Raw genomic sequence first — 19,197 nt, 5'->3', positions numbered from 1 at the left:
AATTCAAAATTCACAATTAAAATTCCTCCGTAGGAGTCGCAAATATCTCATCTTTTTTAGGTTTCCCCGAAATACGCTCTTGTAAGTCTTGGAAAATCACAAAAAGCACAGGTATCACTATCAAACCAAAGAAAGTACCTATCAGCTGACCCACTGCTGCCCCCGTAGCTACCGAGCGGTTACCAGCAGCTCCCACACCCGTAGCAAACACCAGCGGCAACAAACCAACGATAAACGCAAAAGAAGTCATCAAGATAGGACGCAAACGCGCCATTGCCGCATTTATCGCCGCTTTAGAGAGACTTTCACCCATTCGCCTGCGTTGCACCGCAAATTCTACTATCAAAATAGCATTCTTTGCCAAAAGACCAATGAGCATTATCAGCGAAATTTGGAAGTAAATATTGTTTTCCAATCCAAACAACCACTGACCAAAATACGCCCCAAAAATACCAAAAGGCAACGACATCAGTACCGATAGCGGCAATAAGTAACTTTCGTATTGTGCCGAAAGGATAAAGTACGTAAACACCAAACTGAGTATAAAAATAAGGAGAGTTTGCGAACCCGCATTTTGTTCCTCACGAGTAAGCCCAGTAAAGTCAATGCCGTAGTTAGCGTTTAGCGTTTGGGCTGCAACTTCTTGCACCGCTTTCACCACATCACCAGTACTATAACCTTCGTTGTTAGCAGCCGAAATATCCACCGAAGTATAAAGGTTATAACGACTAATAGCCTGAGGACCAAACACGCGCTTCAAACTCACGTATTCCGAAAGAGGCGCCATTTCACCATTAGCAGTACGCACAAACATACCGCTGAGGCTATTCACATTTTTACGAGCTTCAGGAAGCGTTTGCACCATTACCCTATATTGTTTCCCGTAGAGAGTAAAGTCAGTAGCGTAATATCCCCCTATATAATTTTGCAAGGTAGAGAGTACGGTGCTCACCGATACCCCCGACTGCATAGCGCGCTCTACGTTTATATCCAACTGATACTGAGGGTAGTCCGTATTGAATGACGTTTTAGAGTACTTCACTTCAGGACGCGCATCAAGCGCTCCCATAAACTCTTGTGCCGTTTTATTAATTTCAGTTACATCAGCCCCTGATTTGTTCAGTAGGTTAAACGACACCCCAGCTCCCATACCAAAGCCCGATACTGCCGGCGGTTGGAAAAACACTATTTGAGCATCTTTTACCTTAGATGCTACCACAAAAGCCTTTTGTATGATAGCCCCTATACTTTGCTGAGGATCTTTGGCGCGCTCTTCAAAAGGTTTAAGTTTAAAAAAGCCCATACCATTATTGCTACCCGCTCCCGATAGCATACCGCGCCCTACCACAAAAGTAAAGTTCTCAACCCCTTCAATATCGTTCAGTTCATTACTCACTTGGCGCATCTCATTTGCTACCCGTTCCATAGAGGCACCAGGAATCATAGATAAGTCCATTAGCACAAAGCCTTGGTCTTCATTGGGTACAAAGCCCGTTTGCATATTTTTGTTAGCAAAGTAAATCCCCCCCCCTGCAATAGCAAAAAGCACTAAGGTTACCCATTTATGGCGCAAGAAGAAAGTAAAAGTTTGTCCGTACTTAAGCGTAGCAGCATTAAAAGCTACGTTAAACTTGTAGAAAAATTTACCCAACCACGACTTTTCTTCGTACGCCTTATCACCGTGAGGCTTCAAGAAAAGCGAGCAAAGCACAGGGCTAAGGGTAAGCGCGTTTATTGCCGAAATAACAATCGCAATAATAAGCGTAACCCCAAATTGTTTGTAGAACACCCCTGTAGTTCCTTCAATAAAAGTTACAGGCACAAACACCGCTGCCATTACGAGGGTAATAGAAATAATAGCCCCTGTAATTTCGTTCATTGCCGAAATAGTAGCAGGTTTAGCTTTTTCGTGAGTATGTTCCATTTTGGCGTGCACCGCCTCAACCACCACTATGGCATCATCCACCACAATACCTATGGCAAGTACTAAGGCAAAGAGCGTAAGCATATTGATAGAGTAACCAAAAAGGTTGAGGAAGAAGAAGGTACCCACGATAGATACAGGCACCGCAATTGCCGGAATAAGCGTAGAGCGAAAATCTTGTAAAAATAAAAATACCACCAAGAACACCAAAAGAAAAGCCTCTAAAAGTGTAGAAACTACCTTAGAAATAGCCGCATTCAAAAAGGTATTCACATTAAAGTTGATAGAATAAGTAACCCCCTCAGGCAATTCTTTTTCTATAGATTTAAGGTACTTTTCTATATTCTGCACCACAGCGTGAGCATTAGCACCAGGGGTTTGCGAAATACCCATTGCTATAGCCACACGCCCTTTGCTTTCCGAAAAACTTGTGTAGTTAAATGCATCAAGCTCCACCTCAGCCACATCTTTAAGGCGAAGCACACGCCCCCCGTCAAGGGCTTTAATTACGATATTCTCGTATTCTTCTACCTTGTTGTATTTCCCTTTATATTTAATAGTGTATTCGTAAGCACTACCGCTATTTTGCCCCAGCGTACCCGCCGCAGCTTCCAAGCTCTCTGCCGAGATGGCAGCCGTTATTTCGGTAGGATTCAGTTTATAGGCTTGTAGTTTCTGAGGGTCAAGCCATATCCGCATAGAGTAGTTTTTACCACCAAATTCATCAGCATCGCCCACCCCCGAAATACGTTTAAGAGCAGGAATAATATTGATATTTAAGTAGTTCTCTAAGTAAGTTTCGTTGTATTCAGGATTTTCAGAAAAGAAAGTAAGGAACATCAGCTGCCCAGCCTCTCGTTTTTCTACTGTTACCCCCGCTTGTTTCACTTCGGCAGGAAGGATAGCATTCGCATACGATACGCGGTTTTGCACCAATACCGCTGCATTGTCAGCATTAGTACCGTTTTTAAAGTAAACCGTAATATTAGCCGAGCCATTATTAGATGCCGATGAGGTGATATAGTCCATATTTTCCACCCCATTGATTTGCTCTTCCAAAGGTATCACTACCGATTTTAGTACCGTTTCGGCATTAGCTCCCCCGTAGTTAGCGTTTACCGATACCGTTACAGGTGCAATATCAGGGTATTGCGACACCGGAAGCGAGTTTATCCCCAATAGTCCCAAAATCACTATCAGTATAGAGATAACTGTTGATAGCACCGGTCTGTTTATAAAGTTTTTTATCATAAATTCTCAATTCAAAATTCTCAATTCAAAATTCAAAATTATCTCCACCCTCCTCCAAGGGCTTTATACAAAGTAATGCCATACTGCATACGAGTAAATTGCGCTTCAGCAACACTCAGTTCAGCATTAAGGCGATTCACTTCGGCAGTGATAATTTCTAAATAATTAATCATACCGCTATCAAACAGCTTTTGCGAATAATCTGTAGCCTGTTGGTAAGCTTTCATCTCTTGTGTTTTCAAGGCGATATAGTCAGTTTGCGATGAAAATTGGTGCATAGCATCAGCAACCTCTTTCCCTGCCGATAGCAATGTTTTTTTGAAGTTCAGCAAAGCCGTTTCTTGTGCTATTTTTTGCACCTCGTATTGGGTGCGTATTTGTCGGCGGTTCAAGATAGGTTGTGCCAATCCAGCTACTAAGCTAGCAAAGAGCGATTTGGGTGAAAACCAAGTTTCCAAATCAGTGCTACTAAGTCCGCCGCGAGCACTAAGGGTAAGCGTTGGGTAGAAAGCCGCACGAGCAGCATTAGTAAGTTCAAAAGCATTGCGCAAATTCAGTTCTGCACGTGCCACATCAGGACGATTTTGCAATAGTTTAGCTTCGTAGCCCTCTTTAAAATCAGTAGGAAATTGCTGCTCAGCAAGGGTAGTGCGCTCAATAGCGTGAGGAGCTTCGCCCAAAAGCACACTAATAGTATTTTCCAAAGCCCATATACTATTGTTGATGCTGATAAGCTGAGCTTGTGCATTGTATACCAAAGCCTCCATTTGTTTGGCAGCTACTTCAGTAGCCGAACCAGCATCTTTAAGCAGTTTAGTGGTAGCCAAACTCTTTTCTCTAAAGGCAATTGTTTGTTCGAGTACCTTTTTTTGTTCGTCCAGCATCAGCAGTTGGTAGTAAGCAGTAGCCAGTGTAGCCACCACTTCCGATTGCACAGCCTTTTGAGCTTCAGCAGTAGCGAGGTATGAAGCATAAGTAGCTCGTTTTTCAGCAGATAGTTTTCCCCAAATATCAGCTTCCCACGAAGCGTTCGCTGTAATGTCCCATAAGTTGTTATAAGAGCGATTGCCCACCCCTCCTGTCGCATTGATAGAGTTAGTGCTACGCGTATAATCTGCACCTACTGATAGTACAGGGTAAAAAGAGTGTTTGCTTTGTGCCAAATACACTTTTGCCGATTTTACGTTTTGTAAAGCCACCCGCACATCAAGGTTGTTGTTCAAAGCCTTGTTTATATGAGCTTGCAAAGTAGCATCGGTAAAGATATCGCGCCACGACACATTCGCTGTACTCAAGCTATCCGCAGGAACATTATCCGTGCGGAAAAGTTTTTCTTCTATTTTTGGCGGCTCATACGTTTGCCGAGCCCCACAAGCAGCAACCAACACCACCATTGCAGCCACCACCGTTATCCTTTTTATATTGTGTATCATTTAATTTGCTAATTCTCTAATTTGCTAATTCCCCTCTATTCCCTAAATATAGGATGTATAGCTTTTACAAGACTATCCATATCCACTTGTTTAGGCGTAAGTTTACTACCTTGGCGCAGAGAGTTGAGCCCTTGTACTAATATGACATCCCCAGTAGCCAAACCACTATTTACTACAGCATAGTTATTAGCGCGGTCTTTTAGAGTGATGATAGTACGCACAATGCTATCCGCTACTACTTTATAAGCGTATACTTTTCCTTGTTGTTCAAAAGTAGCTACTTCAGGTATTACCAATTGGTTGTTGAAGTATTGCGGTATTTTCACAATACCACTATTACCATTAGTAAGCAATCTATTAGGGTTAGGAAAAGTAGCGCGGAATTGTATACTACCTGTGGTAGCATCTATTTGTCCTGTTACAGCTTGTATTTTACCTTTTTCAGAGTATTCTTGCCCGTTTGCCATTACAAGACTTACTTCGGGCAAATTTTTTAGCTTTTCGGTAATGTTAGCTCCTTTAGCTGAAGCCAAAAAGTTTAAATACTCTTTTTCGTTCATCGAAAAGTAAGCATATACATCTTTTACATCCGAAACGGTAGTAAGTACCGTATTGTTAGCCGTTACCAAAGCACCTTCGCGGAAGTTAATAGCACCTACCACCCCACTTACGGGAGCTTTCACTACAGCAAAATCAATATTGCTTACAACCTCGTTGTAGGCAGCCTGAGCGCGCAGCAAATTAGCTTTAGCTGTATCCAGTTGCACTTTGCTAACGATATTTTGCTCTACCAATGGCAACAGCTTGTTTACCTCCACTTGGGCAGCATCTACAGCCGCTTTTGCCGATTGTGCCGATTGATTAAGCGTTTGAGTTTCTAGCTGAAACATCGCTTGCCCTTGTGTTACCGCTTGTCCTTCATCTACCAGCACTTTAGTTATATACCCCGATACTTTAGCCTGCACCGGACTATTCACTACACCTTCTATACTCACAGGATAAGAAAGAGTAGATACCGTATTGCGTTCTTTTACCGTAATTACAGGATATTGAGGCGGCTGCTGCGGATTATTACCTTGCTGTTTCGGAGTGTTGTGGCAACTTACTAATAGCATTGTAGCTGCTAATAAAAATGTTTTATTCATAAAAATTATTTAGTCGTTAGTCATTAATATAAATCAAGAGCCCATCACATATGAATTCAATCCCAATAGGCATCATTAGTTAGAAAATCGATTTTGATGAGTCAGAAAACTGTTTTTTTTGATGAGTCAGAAAAACAATTTTTTTTGCAGGCAAAATTACTCAAAAAAAAATTATAGATAACAATTACAAATGGTTAATCTTTTGTTAAAGTAGTTTCGCCCTGCTGGCGCAAGCTTGCAGCTTGTGCCCAATTCACAAAGTTCATACACCACCCCCAATTGCGCCACACACTTTGGCAAACTTTCAGAGTTTGACAAAGTTGTTCAGCCTTCGTCACATACTCGGCTGTGCCAGCTCGCCGACTTTCCTTCGCTCATCCTTCGCTCAAGGTTCGCTCAAGGTTCGCTGGGAGTGTGAGCTTGTAGGTTCTGCTTTACCCCCCGCTGGCGCAAGCTTGCAGCTTGTGCCCAATTCAAAATTCATAATTCATAATTCTTCCCAGCGAAGAATAAACACCTTTGGCAAAGTTTTTGCAAGACTATTTTTAAGATTTAGCAAATAGCTATAATCATTCCAAAAAACTAAACCCTAACGCCTAATGACAAAATACATTCTCATACTTATATCGCTCTTCTGCCTGCAAGTGGCAGCACAACCTTTTGAAACGCAGAAAAAACAAATTCCTGCAATTGCACCTCAAGAAAACGCACCCGAATTGCCTGCCCTACCCCCTACACTACAACTAAAAGCTCCCAACAATCCCTTTACATTGCTAAAACAACCACAACAACCTGAAAATCAGTTTATGAAACAAACTGAAAAATCCATTGATTTTACAGGTAAAAGCAATTTGGTGCACCGAAAAATAGAATTCAAACCCAACTATACCGAACTGAACGACCATAAAAGAGAAGATGCCCAAGTGCCCAAAGGCGACCAATTTTTTGGGGATTTTGTCAACAATGGAAACGCTATCACTGTGTATTGTCGCGACTATGCTGATGTAGACGGCGATCGTATCAGTGTATTTGTAAATGACGAAGAACAAGTACGCGATGTGTTTCTTACAAATACTTTTCGGGGATTTGTGATAAAACTCAAACCTGGGTTTAACAAAATAGAGTTTTTAGCACTCAACCAAGGCGAAGCCGGACCCAATACCGCCGAATTTCAAGTAATCGATGAGCAAAACAGGGTAATTGCTCACAACAATTGGGCTTTGGCTACGGGTTCTAAGGCGCAGTTTGTAATTGTAAAAAATGAATGAGTAAAAAACTATTTACTACCTTCCTGAGTTTCTGCAAACGAAAAATAAAACAGCACCCCATTATTTCGGCTATAAGTGGGGTGCTATTGGTGTGGTATATCTTCCTCTTACCTTCCGAGCTTTTTCCGCAACCTTATAGTACCGTGTTAGAGAGTAGCGATGGTAAGCTCTTGGCAGCCAAGATAGCCAACGATGGGCAATGGCGTTTCCCCCAAATCGATAGTGTGCCTTACCGCTTCAAAATGTCGGTATTAGAGTTTGAAGATGCTTATTTTTACTACCATTGGGGGGTAAACCCTATCTCGGTAGGGAAAGCCCTATGGAGCAATATAGGTAGTGGAAGAATAAAACGCGGAGCGAGTACGCTCACCCAGCAAGTGGTGCGTATCGCTCGCGAACACCAAGAACGCACTTATTTTGAAAAGATTATAGAAATGATATGGGCTACACGCCTAGAGTTTAAATACAGTAAAGAAAGTATTCTTCGCTTCTATGCATCGCACGCTCCCTATGGGGGGAATGTGGTAGGATTACCAATGGCTTCGTGGCGTTATTTTGGGGTGGCTCCTCATCAGCTGTCGTGGGCGCAAGCAGCTACCTTAGCAGTATTGCCCAATGCCCCTAGCCTCATCTTCCCTGGCAAAAACCAAGAACGCTTACTGAAAAAACGCAATGCCTTACTACAAAAATTGCGCTTGAAAAACATCATCGACCAAGATACTTACGATTTAGCACTTTTAGAGCCCTTACCCACCGAACCCCATCCTGTGCCACAAATTACCCCTCACTTGCTTACTTATGCAGGCAAAACCCATCAGGGACAACGCCTTAGCACTACTATCAACAGCCATTTGCAAGAAAAGGTAAACAATATCGTAAGTGGTTTTTACACTCATTATTCTCAAAGTGAAATCTACAATATGGCGGCTTTGGTGGTAGAGGTAAAAACGCGCAAGGTATTAGCTTATGTGGGCAATACGCCTACTGATAGCGATCACCAAAAAGATGTAGATATTATTCACGCTCCGCGCAGTACAGGTAGTGTACTCAAACCGCTGTTGTATGCCGCAATGCTACACGAAGGGGAACTGCTACCCACACAGCTCATCCCCGATGTTCCTACACAAATAGCCGGCTATTCACCACAGAATTTTAGCAATAGTTTTGAAGGGGCTGTGCCTGCTAATAGCGCTTTGGCTAAATCGCTAAACATCCCTTTTGTATGGTTGCTAAAGCAGTTTACTACGTATCGTTTTTACGATGTGCTACAACAATTGCGCTTGCGCAACATCAATAAGCACCCCGACCACTATGGGCTTTCTATCATCTTAGGAGGGGCTGAAAGTAATTTGTGGGATTTGGCACAAGCTTATACCAATCTCGCTTCACTAAACGAAGTTTTTGCACACCAACAGCACTACCGCAGCCAAGAATTTCAGCCTTTGCGTTATCTAAACGAAAGCGAATCTATAGATTTTGGAAAGGCTACTAACGAGCTCCCAACATTGCGCGCAGGGGCTGTGTATGAAATGTTCAATGCTATGAAAGAAGTGAATCGCCCTACCGATGATGTGGCGTGGCGGTATTACGAATCGGCACGAAAAGTCGCTTGGAAAACAGGCACCAGCTTTGGTAATAAAGACGCTTGGGCAATAGGTGCTACCCCCGAATATGTAGTAGCGGTATGGGTGGGTAATGCTACCGGCGAAGGACGCCCTACCCTCACAGGCGCAAGCTATGCAGCCCCTGTAATGTTCCGCATATTTAGCGCATTGCCTTCCACAACTTGGTTTACAGCGCCGTTAGACGACTTGCGCAAAGTAACAGTATGCGAAGACTCCGGATTTTTAGCCAAACCCGAATGCCCCCAAAAAACAATCTTCAGTACGCTTGCTCCTAAAGAAATAGGGCAATGTCCCTATCACAAAATAGTACATTTAGACCCCTCCGAAAACTATCAGGTAAATGCTAATTGCCAATCGGTGCAAGAGATGCACAGCAAAGCGTGGTTTGTACTTCCCCCTGTAATGGAATGGTACTACAAACAACAACATATGCACTACCGCAGCCTGCCGCCTTTCCGCCCCGATTGTACCGAAGGTACTACCCAAAAAGGATTGGCATTTATCTATCCCAAACACCAAAGTATTATCTATACTACTAAAGATTTCGGAGGCAAACTACAGCCTTTTGTTGCCAAAGCAGCAAACCGCAGTGGTAAGGTATTTTGGTATTTAGACAATCAGCATCTGGGCACTACCGACACCTTCCACGAAATGAACGTATATGCTAACAAAGGCAAACACTGGTTGCGCATCATCAACGAAGCAGGTGACGAAAAAGTAATAGAAATTTTAGTACAAAGTCACTAAACACTAATATGATCACACACTTAGAAGGAAAATTAGTAGAGAAAAACCCTACCAATGTGGTAATAGATTGCCACGGTGTGGGGTATTTTGTAAATATCAGTCTCAATACCTATTCGGCATTGGGAAGTACTGATAACGTGCGCCTATATACTTATTTGCAGATAAAAGAAGATGCCCACACGCTTTATGGCTTTGCCAATAAGGCTGAGCGTGAGGTATTTGTATTGCTAATTTCGGTATCGGGGGTAGGTGCAGGCACGGCACGCACGATGCTATCGGCACTAACGGCAGCACAGGTGCGAAGTGCTATCATCAATGGCGATGTAGCTACCATACAATCGGTAAAGGGTATAGGAGCTAAAACAGCCCAACGCGTAGTCCTCGACCTGAAAGACAAAATGCTAAAACTACAAGACCTCGCCGATGAACCTAGCGCAATAATTCACAGCAATAAAGAAGAAGCTCTTGCAGCACTCGAGGTATTAGGTTTTGTACGAAAACAAGCCGAAAAAGTATTAGATAAAGTACTCCGTACCGCTACCCAAGAACTATCGGTAGAAGAACTCATCAAAGAAGGACTCAATCAGCTCACATAGCAAATGATGAGTCATTAGCTTGTGGGTGGAATTGGCAAATTGGTGAAATTCACAATTCAGAGTCCATAATTCAAAATTATTTTGTATTTTTGCATTTTGTAAAACTATAGGCGTTATATATGAAGCACTACGTATTATTAATATTAGTAGCTTTTTGTACTTGTATCGGCATACAAGCACAACAGGTTACTACACAAAGCAATACTACATCACAAGGCGGCACTCAAACAGCAACTGTTGTAAAAAATGGTATTCCTACTATTGGGCTGCAACAACCCGCTTCTATCGTTCAGAAATACACTTATAATCCTACAATCAACCGCTATGTATATACCGAAAAATTAGGCAAATACGACCTTCGTATGCCTGCTTTCCTAACGGTAGAAGAATATGAAAAGCTCGTGATGCGCGAGCGTATGCAGAATTACTACGCCGATAAACTAACAGCACTAGCTAATACCCAGTCCGAAACTAATGCCCAAAAGAAAGCTCGCCGCGACTTGCTGCCCGAGCTATACGTAAATTCTGATTTCTTTGAAACTATCTTCGGAGGCAAAAACATAGAATTTACACCTACCGGTAGCGTGGGCTTAGATTTTGGCGTACGCTATACCCGCAACGATAACCCAGCCATTAGTCCGCGTTATCGCAGTTCGTTTGGTTTAGATTTTGAGCAGCGTATTAGCTTGGGGCTTACAGGTAAAATAGGTACGCGCTTAGACCTTAACGCTCAATACGATACTCAGGCTTCATTCAACTTTCAGAATATCTTCAAACTAAATTACGAACCTGACGAAGACGATATACTTCAGAAAATAGAGTTAGGTAACATTTCTATGCCTATAGCCAACTCACTGATTACAGGTTCGCAAAGTCTCTTCGGGGTAAAAACAGAGCTGAAATTTGGTCGTACTACTATCACGAGTGTTTTCTCAGAACAAAAATCGGAACGCAAAACCGTGAGCGCACAAGGCGGCGGTACTATTACCGAATTTGAATTTTCTGCTTTAGACTACGATGAAAACCGCAACTTCTTTTTGGCACATTTCTTCCGTGACAACTACGATCGTGCTTTAGAAAACTATCCGTTTATCAATAGCAAAGTGCAGATTACGCGTCTGGAGGTGTGGGTAACCAACCGCAATAGCCGTATGGGCAATATACGCAACATATTGGCTTTGCAAGATTTAGGAGAACCTCGCTTGGTGCGCAGCCGCCTAAAAGATAAGGCAGGAACTGGCTTCTTCAATACTACAGTGAATAATATGCCTGCCAATAGTGCCAACAAATACGACCCTACAAAAATAGGTACAGCCCAGTCAGTACTTACTCAGGCAATACGCGATGTGGCAACTGTGCAACAAGGTTTTGGTACCAACAGTACCTACGTGAGTCAGGGGTATGATTACGCAGTGATAGAAAACGCCCGCAAATTAGAAGAAGGCGTTGATTACAAAGTAGATAAAAAATTAGGGTACATCTCGCTAAGTACTGCACTTAGTGCCGATGAGGTATTGGCAGTGGCTTACCAATATACCTACGGAAGCCAAGTGTATCAGGTGGGCGAATTTGCCAATGACGGTATTTCGGCTACTTCCTACAACTCCCTTTTGGGTAACAATGCTATTACCAACAACCTTTTGGTGCTAAAAATGCTAAAAAGCAACCGCCTAAACGTAAAAGACCCTATTTGGGACTTGATGATGAAAAACGTTTATTCGGTAGGTTCGGCACAGCTTTCAGCAGAAGATTTTAGGATGAATATTTATTACTCCAATCCTTCGCCTATCAATTACATCGAGAAAGTGAACAATACGGGCTGGCCTACGGGCTTGGAAGATCGCATCTTGCTAAATCTTTTCAATTTCGACCGTTTAAATAAATACAACGACCCACAACCTGGAGGTGATGGTTTCTTCGACTTCCTACCTGGGATTACTGTAGATGAGCAATTTGGTAAGATATTTTTTACCAAAGTAGAGCCTTTTGGTGAATTTTTGTATAACACATTGGGTGGTGGAACGCAGTACGGGCAAACGGCAAGTTATAATGCCAATCAGCAGAAATATGTGTATACCGCTCTGTACAAGAACACCAAAACTCAAGCTCAAATGGACGGTGAAAAGAACAAATTTGTGATGAAGGGGCGCTATAAGGCTTCTTCGCGCAGGGGTATTTCGCTAGGGGCTTTCAATGTGCCACGAGGTTCGGTAACGGTAATTGCCGGAGGGCGTGTGCTGGTGGAAGGATTAGACTACCTTGTAGATTACCAATCGGGAACGGTGGAAATCACAAACCCTAGCATACAAGCAAGCAACCTGCCCATACAAGTATCTTTAGAAAACAACTTGATTTTCGGGGGACAAACCACTCGCTTTATGGGAGTGAATGTAGAGCATAAATTTAGCGATAAATTTGTGATGAACGGAGCTATTGTAAACTTGCGTGAGCGACCTTTTACGCAGAAAACGAGCTACGGACAAGAATCGGTGAATAACACCATTTTTGGCATTGGCGGTAGTTATTCTACCGAATTGCCTTTCCTTACGCGTTGGGTAAACCGCTTGCCTACAATAAAAAGCGATGCCCCTTCCAATCTATCGGTGCGAGGCGAATTTGCTTACCTAAAAGCAGGGACTCCTAAGGCTGATGATTTTGATGGTGAAACTACTGTGTATTTAGACGACTTTGAGGCTGCGCAAAGCACTATTGATATGCGCTCACCTTTGGCGTGGAAATTAGCAAGTACTCCTTTAGAATTTGGCGCAGCTGGTGGCAGAAATAGCAGTGCGCCACAAACGCTTTTCGGCAACGCTCCTGACGATGCCGACAACCTCAAAAATGGCTACGGGCGTGCTAAACTATCGTGGTATACGATAGACCCTATCTTCTATTCAGGCGAAAAACCTTCCGACATCAGCAGTGATGAAATATCAAAAAATAGTACCCGACGTATCTTTATTGAAGAAATATTCCCACAACAGCAGGTAGCACAAGGGCAATCATTGGTGCAAAGTACTTTAGACTTGGCGTATTATCCTAACGCTAAGGGTACTTACAACAACGACCCCAATTTTGGCACTAAAACCAAAGACGAAAAATGGGGAGGCATAATGCGCAGTATGAGCTATTCCGACTTTCAGGAAAGCAATATAGAGTTTTTGCAGTTTTGGATAATGGATCCTTACTATTCAGGAGAATACAGCGGTTCAGGTGACTTGGTGTTCAACTTGGGAAACATTTCTGAAGACGTGTTACGCGATGGTAGAAAACAATACGAAAATGGATTACCTGGGCTCTCTTCATCGTCCAGCGTCAATACTTCGTCTTGGGGTAAAGTGCCTGCTGCACAATCACTTGTATATGCTTTTGACGACAGTGCTACCAATCGCGGGCTGCAAGATATTGGTTTGGACGGGCTTACCGATGCTGAAGAGGCGCGTATCTACAACAACAACGTAGCTACTTCGCCCAACGACCCTGCATTAGATAATTACCAATACTTCTTGGCGCGCAGCGGTAATATTATGAACCGCTATTACAATTACAACGGAACGCAAGGTAACTCGCCTGTAAATATCAGTGATACCAACAGGGGCTCTACTACCCTACCCGACACTGAAGATATCAACGGTGATTACACGATGAACACTACCAACAATTACTTGGAGTATCGTGTGCGTATCAAACCTAATATAACTACCAGCGACCCTTATGTGAATGACATACGTACCGTATCGGTAGAAGCTCCTAACGGAAGACGAGTATCTACGCGCTGGATACAGTTCAAAATACCGATTGAAAGTGGTGCTATGTGGCGCGAGGGCTTTACTTTCCCTGTGCCTAACAACGATAAGCTGGATATTATCAACTCTATGACACATATGCGTATGTACCTTACGGGCTTCCCTCAAGAAATGCTATTGCGCTTCGGAACGCTCGACTTGGTGCGTGGCGACTGGCGTTACTACAACTATACGCTTAGCAGTGATAATGACGACCCTTCTGATGACGGCACAAGGGTAGAAATCAACTCGGTAAACTTGATAGAAAACGAAACACGCCAGCCTATTCCTTACCGTATGCCACCAGGGGTAAACCGCGAGCGTATCAACACGAATAATACGCTGGTAGAGCAAAACGAACAGGCACTTTCGTATATAGTGGATAACTTAGAAAACAACGATAGCCGCGCTGTATATAAAGCTTTGCGCTTTGACCTCCGCCAGTATAAGTACATCAAGCTATTTGTACACGCTGAGGCTTATAAAAACCACCCGCTAAACGATGGACAAGCTGTGGCATTTTTGCGCATAGGTACAGACTTTAAAGACAACTATTACCAAGTAGAAATACCGCTAAAGGTTACCCCTGCGGGTAGTACTTCCGAGCACGCTATTTGGCCTGATTTCAACCAGCTGACTATACCTATGGAGGTACTTACCAAACTGAAAGCTATAAGCATTCGCAATCAGTCGCTGGATCGCGTTACCTATTACGATGCCAACTTCAATGTGGTAAGCGAAAACACACCTCACCAAATGGGCGAAAATCGCTATGTGGTGAAGGGTAATCCTTCATTGGGGAGTGTGCGCTCTGTGATGTTGGGAATTAAGAACGTATCGGGAATTAATGGTTTGAGCGGTGAATACTGGTTCAACGAGTTGCGAGTAGCTGAATTAAACAACAAAGGCGGCTGGGCAGCTGTAGGTTCGTTGGACGCCAATGCTTCCGAACTCATAAACCTTTCGGCTACAGGGCGTATGCACACCGTAGGCTTTGGAGCTGTAGATCAAGCTCCTAACCAGCGCGCTTTGGAAGGCACGCAAGAATACGATGTGATGATGAATATCAACGCTGGAAAACTTTTACCTAAAAAATGGAATGTACAGATACCATTGGGCTTAAGTCAGTCGCAAAAACGAAGCACCCCCGAGTACGACCCTGTATATCAGGACATCAAACTTGAAGACCGCCTAAGCGTGGCACAGTCGGCTCGTGAGCGTGAAATCATCAAAGAACAAGCTGAGGACTTTACTTCCCGAAGAAGTATCAACCTTATAGGCGTAAAGAAAAACCTTGCTGAAGGACAGAAAAATCGTATTTATAACATCGAAAACTTCACTTTCAACTACGCTTATAACGAGAAAAATCACCGCGACTACGAACTGCGCTACGAAGATGAGCAGCAGGTACGCGCTGGCTTTATGTATAACTATACCTTCAAACCTACAAGTGTAGAACCACTGAAAAAAGTGAAATACTTTGCAGGCAAACGCTATTGGCAATGGCTGGCAGATACCAACCTGAATATTTTGCCTACAAGCGTAATGTTTACCAGCGATTTGAATCGTTCATTCACCAAACAGCTATTCCGCGATGTGCAATTTGAAGGCGTAAATTCAAGCCTACAGAAGGCTTTGCCAGAGCTGCAACAACGCAATTTTGTAATGAATCATCAATACGCTATCAATTACAATCTCACAAAATCGTTGCGATTGAATTTCAACGCTACGAATAATAGTGTAATTCGCAATTATTACTTATACGACAACAATGGCGATATTTCGGGAGTAGACAAAACCAAAAACATATGGAGTGATTTCTGGGATTTGGGTACGCCAGACCACTTCTTCTCCAAATTTCAGCTGAATTACGATTTGCCAATGAGTAAATTCCCATTCTTGCAGTTTGTGAGAGCTAATTACACCTACTCAGGCGATTTTGATTACCAACGAGGTTCTCAAACGCTGTTACAATTGGCACATCACGACATCAATACACTGCAAAATGGCAATACGCACAACCTGACAGCCAACCTCACCTTCGACCAATTATACCGTTATCTCGGGGTGAAGCCTACACCACGTGGCGAAAAAACGTCATTGGGCAAGAGCTTGCTGACGATGGTGAAAACCGGAGGGGTAAACTATTCGGTTACTAAAGCGCGTACACTACCTGGGTATACTCAGCAAGTGGGATTCTTAGGTACGCTAAAACCTTCGTGGAACTTTATGCTAGGCGACCAAACCGATCTGCGATACGAAATGGCTAAAAACGGCTATCTTACTGACTTTGTCGATTTCAACGACCAATATATCAGTTCAAAAGAAGAGCAATTGCTCATCACTGCCAACTTGCAGCCTATTACCGATTTGCAAATCAACTTGAAAGGCAATAAGCAGTATAGTGAAAACTATACCGAAACCTTCGAGGTGCGCAATTTTGTATATAACAAATTGGTAGGAAACGAAATAGGTAGGTTTAATATTTCAACAAACCTATTGGCTACAACCTTCAATAGTATTGACGAGTACAATTCGGCAGCTTTTGAGCGTTTCAAAGAAAATAGACTAACCATAGCACGCCGTTTGGCTGAAGAGCGCGGACTAAATCCTGCTCGTGTAGATAATGATGGCTACCCTATAGGTTATAGCAAAAAGAGCCAAGCGGTAATGATTCCTGCCTTTTTTGCTGCTTATTCGGGCAGTAATGCCAATAGCGTATCGCTGGGTGCTTTTAGAAGTATCCCTATACCCGAATGGAATATCCGCTACACAGGCTTGATGCGTATAGAGGCTATCAAAAATCACTTCAAACGCTTTTCGTTAGCACACGGCTACCGCGCGAGCTATTCGCTTAGCGAATTCCGTACTAATTTGGAATACGACCCTGCCAACCCTAATAAAACCAATACCGCAGGCGACTTCCTAAATGATAAGCTCTATGCTACAGTTACATTGGCTGAACAATTCAACCCACTATTGCGCGCCGATATGGAACTCAAAAACTCAATGAGCTTGCTGGCTGAGTTCAATCGCGACCGCACTATTTCTATCAGCTTAGACAATGACTACCTTACCGAGATACTGAAAAAAGAATACAAATTCGGCTTGGGTTACCGCTTGAAAGATTTGAGTTTTGCCACTCGCATCACAGGAGAATCTACTGTAATAAAGAGCGATTTGGTAATGAAAGCCTCATTGTCATACCTCAAAGAATTTACAGTAATACGCAATATGGAGACTTTCAACAACCAAGTAACAGCAGGACAAAGCTCGTGGTTGGGTAATTTCACTGCAGAATACGCACTGAGCAAAAATCTGTTAGCATCGTATTATTTGCAGTACAATTTCTCAAAATCAGCGATATCTACAGCCTTCCCAATGACCACCCTCAGATCGGGAATATCTGTAAAATATACGTTTAATTAGTAGTTACACTAACACCTTGGATACCTACAAAACAATAACAACAGCCATAGAAGAAGTAATTTTTAAGGAAAAGAGTAGCAAGTTTTTAGGCTACGCTTTTCCTATTACTACCGAAGACGAGGTAAAAATACATCTGGAGGCTGTTAAAAAGAAACATTTCTCAGCACGACACTGGTGCTATGCTTGGCAATTAGGCTATGGCAGAAATGAACGCTATCGCGCTAATGACGATGGCGAGCCCAATAACACGGCTGGTATCCCTATTCACGGACAAATACTATCATTTGGGCTTACCAATGTATTGGTAATTGTGGTGCGCTATTTTGGAGGTATCAAATTAGGTGTTGGCGGACTGGTACAGGCTTACAAAACTACAGCCCAACTCACTCTGCAAGAGGCTGAAATTGAAGAACGCCTCATTACCGAAACTTTAATCCTAACTTTTGACTATCCGCTGATGAACAAGGTAATGCGAGTAGTAAAAGAACAAAACCTTACTATCACAACACAACACCTCACCGAGCAATGTGAGCTCCACTTGGCTATACGCACTACCGACTATCCCAGAGTAAAAGAAATCTTCCAAAATATATATGAGGTAAAAGTAGCTGATTAGCATTTATATAACTATGATACACGTAGCATTAGCAAGTTTTGGTATGAGCGGGAAGGTATTCCACGCTCCTTTTATTACCCATCATCCTCATTTTCAGCTTTCGGCTGTAGTAGAGCGTCATTGCAACGAATCTAGACAATTATACCCGCAAAGTAGGCTTTATCGTAGCGTAGAAGAAATGCTACAAGACCCTATTATTGATTTGGTAGTGGTAAATACCCCTGTACAAACACACTACGAATATGCTTACAAGGCACTGCTAGCAGGCAAAAATGTATTGGTAGAAAAACCTTTTACAGTTAGTGTTTCAGAAGCCGAACAGCTCACCCGCTTAGCGAAAGAGCAAGGAAAACTACTCATAGTATTCCAAAACAGACGTTATGATGGCGATTACCTAAAAGTAAAAGAAATAGTGCAAAGTGGCGTACTTGGGGAACTCAAAGAGGTAGAAATACGTTTCGACCGCTTTCGTAGCCAAATCAGTGCCAAAAAGCACAAAGAAACTGCCGAAGCTGGCGGTGGAGCTCTCTATGATTTAGGCGCTCACCTCATCGACCAAGCCTTGCAGCTATTTGGCAAACCTAATAAGGTATATGCCGATTTGGGGTATTTGCGCCCCAATACGCAAACTGATGATTATTTTGAACTCCTGCTACACTACGACCAACAGCTGCGCGTACGCCTTAAATCATCTACTTATGCCTTAGAGCGCCAATGGGAATACATACTGCACGGCACACACGGCTCATTCTTACAACAGCGTTTTGATGCTCAAGAAGCAGCACTTGTTGCCGGAGCTATCCCTGCTACCACAGCTTGGCTAGAACCTGTCACCCAGCCTAATGGCATTCTTCACACTCTCGAGGACGGACGCCTACCCACCACTGCCCAACACGGCAATTATATGCAGCTATACGAGGCTATTTATTTAGCACTCACCCAGCAAGCCCCCAACCCCATCCCCGCCGATGAAGTAATCGGTGTAATCGAGCTGATTACCCAACAACAAACCTGCACTGTATAATCACACTTTTAAAGAATTTTAGGAACACTCCCCCGCTGGCGCAAGCTTGCAGCTTGTGCCCAATTCAAAATTCAAAATTCCCCTCTGCTTCATTAACTTCATAAAACACCGAAAACTTTCCTTTAAAAAAACTTTCATAGTAGGCTTTTGCTTCTTCAAATACTTGTTCACTACTTTTAACTCTTCCTTGCTTTACATCTTCGCGTGCTAAGGCAATAGCACGTATATCCTCTTCTGTTATCTCATAAGGATTATGAGGTTCAGCCACTTCTACTCCTACACTAGCTAAGGCTTTAACTGCCAATTGATAATGCTGAAAATCTAAATTCTGTTTTAATACTATAGTGTTCATAC

At 42.9% G+C, this 19,197-nt stretch carries 10 protein-coding genes; 6 read left to right on the top strand and 4 right to left on the bottom strand.

From position 1 onward, the window contains the following. Window positions 1-16 precede the first annotated feature (16 nt). From J4N46_RS08645 to J4N46_RS08635, 3 genes are read right to left on the bottom strand one after another with little or no spacing between them, the layout of a single operon-like run. Complete coding sequence (locus J4N46_RS08645; RefSeq protein WP_208058967.1) at window positions 17-3,175, bottom strand: efflux RND transporter permease subunit; 3,159 nt, start codon at window positions 3,173-3,175, stop codon at window positions 17-19. Between the two features lie 38 nt (window positions 3,176-3,213). Then, window positions 3,214-4,608, bottom strand: a complete 1,395-nt coding sequence (locus J4N46_RS08640) for an efflux transporter outer membrane subunit (protein ID WP_208058966.1) — start codon at window positions 4,606-4,608, stop codon at window positions 3,214-3,216. 35 nt (window positions 4,609-4,643) lie between these two features. Next, window positions 4,644-5,753: an efflux RND transporter periplasmic adaptor subunit gene (locus J4N46_RS08635; protein ID WP_208058965.1), complete on the bottom strand. Its 1,110-nt coding sequence runs from the start codon at window positions 5,751-5,753 to the stop codon at window positions 4,644-4,646. A 599-nt stretch (window positions 5,754-6,352) separates the two neighbouring features. Between J4N46_RS08635 and J4N46_RS08630 the strand changes: the two genes are divergently transcribed. From J4N46_RS08630 to J4N46_RS08605, 6 genes are all read left to right on the top strand, one after another. After that, on the top strand, window positions 6,353-7,021 hold the full coding sequence (locus tag J4N46_RS08630) for a hypothetical protein (RefSeq protein ID WP_009414839.1): 669 nt from the start codon (window positions 6,353-6,355) through the stop codon (window positions 7,019-7,021). Further along, window positions 7,018-9,393 carry a penicillin-binding protein 1C gene (gene pbpC / locus J4N46_RS08625; protein ID WP_208058964.1) on the top strand — a complete coding sequence of 792 codons (2,376 nt, stop codon included), beginning with the start codon at window positions 7,018-7,020 and terminating at the stop codon, window positions 9,391-9,393. The genes J4N46_RS08630 and pbpC overlap by 4 nt, the downstream gene beginning before the upstream one ends. Before the next feature lie 8 nt (window positions 9,394-9,401). Then, a complete protein-coding gene (ruvA, locus tag J4N46_RS08620; protein ID WP_208058963.1) occupies window positions 9,402-9,989 on the top strand; it encodes a Holliday junction branch migration protein RuvA in 588 nt (195 codons plus the stop codon). 119 nt (window positions 9,990-10,108) lie between these two features. Then, the gene (gene sov, locus J4N46_RS08615; RefSeq protein WP_208058962.1) at window positions 10,109-17,203 is read left to right on the top strand and encodes a T9SS outer membrane translocon Sov/SprA; all 7,095 of its coding nucleotides are present in this window, start codon (window positions 10,109-10,111) and stop codon (window positions 17,201-17,203) included. Between the two features lie 16 nt (window positions 17,204-17,219). After that, window positions 17,220-17,819 (top strand): IMPACT family protein, encoded by a 600-nt coding sequence (locus J4N46_RS08610; RefSeq protein WP_208058961.1) that lies wholly within the window; start codon window positions 17,220-17,222, stop codon window positions 17,817-17,819. 13 nt (window positions 17,820-17,832) lie between these two features. Then, entirely contained in the window at window positions 17,833-18,843 is a 1,011-nt protein-coding gene (locus J4N46_RS08605) for a Gfo/Idh/MocA family protein (protein WP_208058960.1), read from the top strand. A 64-nt stretch (window positions 18,844-18,907) separates the two neighbouring features. On the opposite strand, the gene J4N46_RS08600 is transcribed toward J4N46_RS08605, so the two are convergent. Next, window positions 18,908-19,195, bottom strand: a complete 288-nt coding sequence (locus tag J4N46_RS08600) for a toxin-antitoxin system, antitoxin component (protein WP_236013901.1) — start codon at window positions 19,193-19,195, stop codon at window positions 18,908-18,910. Window positions 19,196-19,197: the final 2 nt, after the last annotated feature.

It is taken from the genome of Capnocytophaga bilenii (assembly GCF_017565765.1).
In the GTDB taxonomy this organism is placed as follows: Bacteria; Bacteroidota; Bacteroidia; order Flavobacteriales; family Flavobacteriaceae; genus Capnocytophaga; species Capnocytophaga bilenii.
This window is presented reverse-complemented; position numbering and strand designations above follow the sequence as displayed.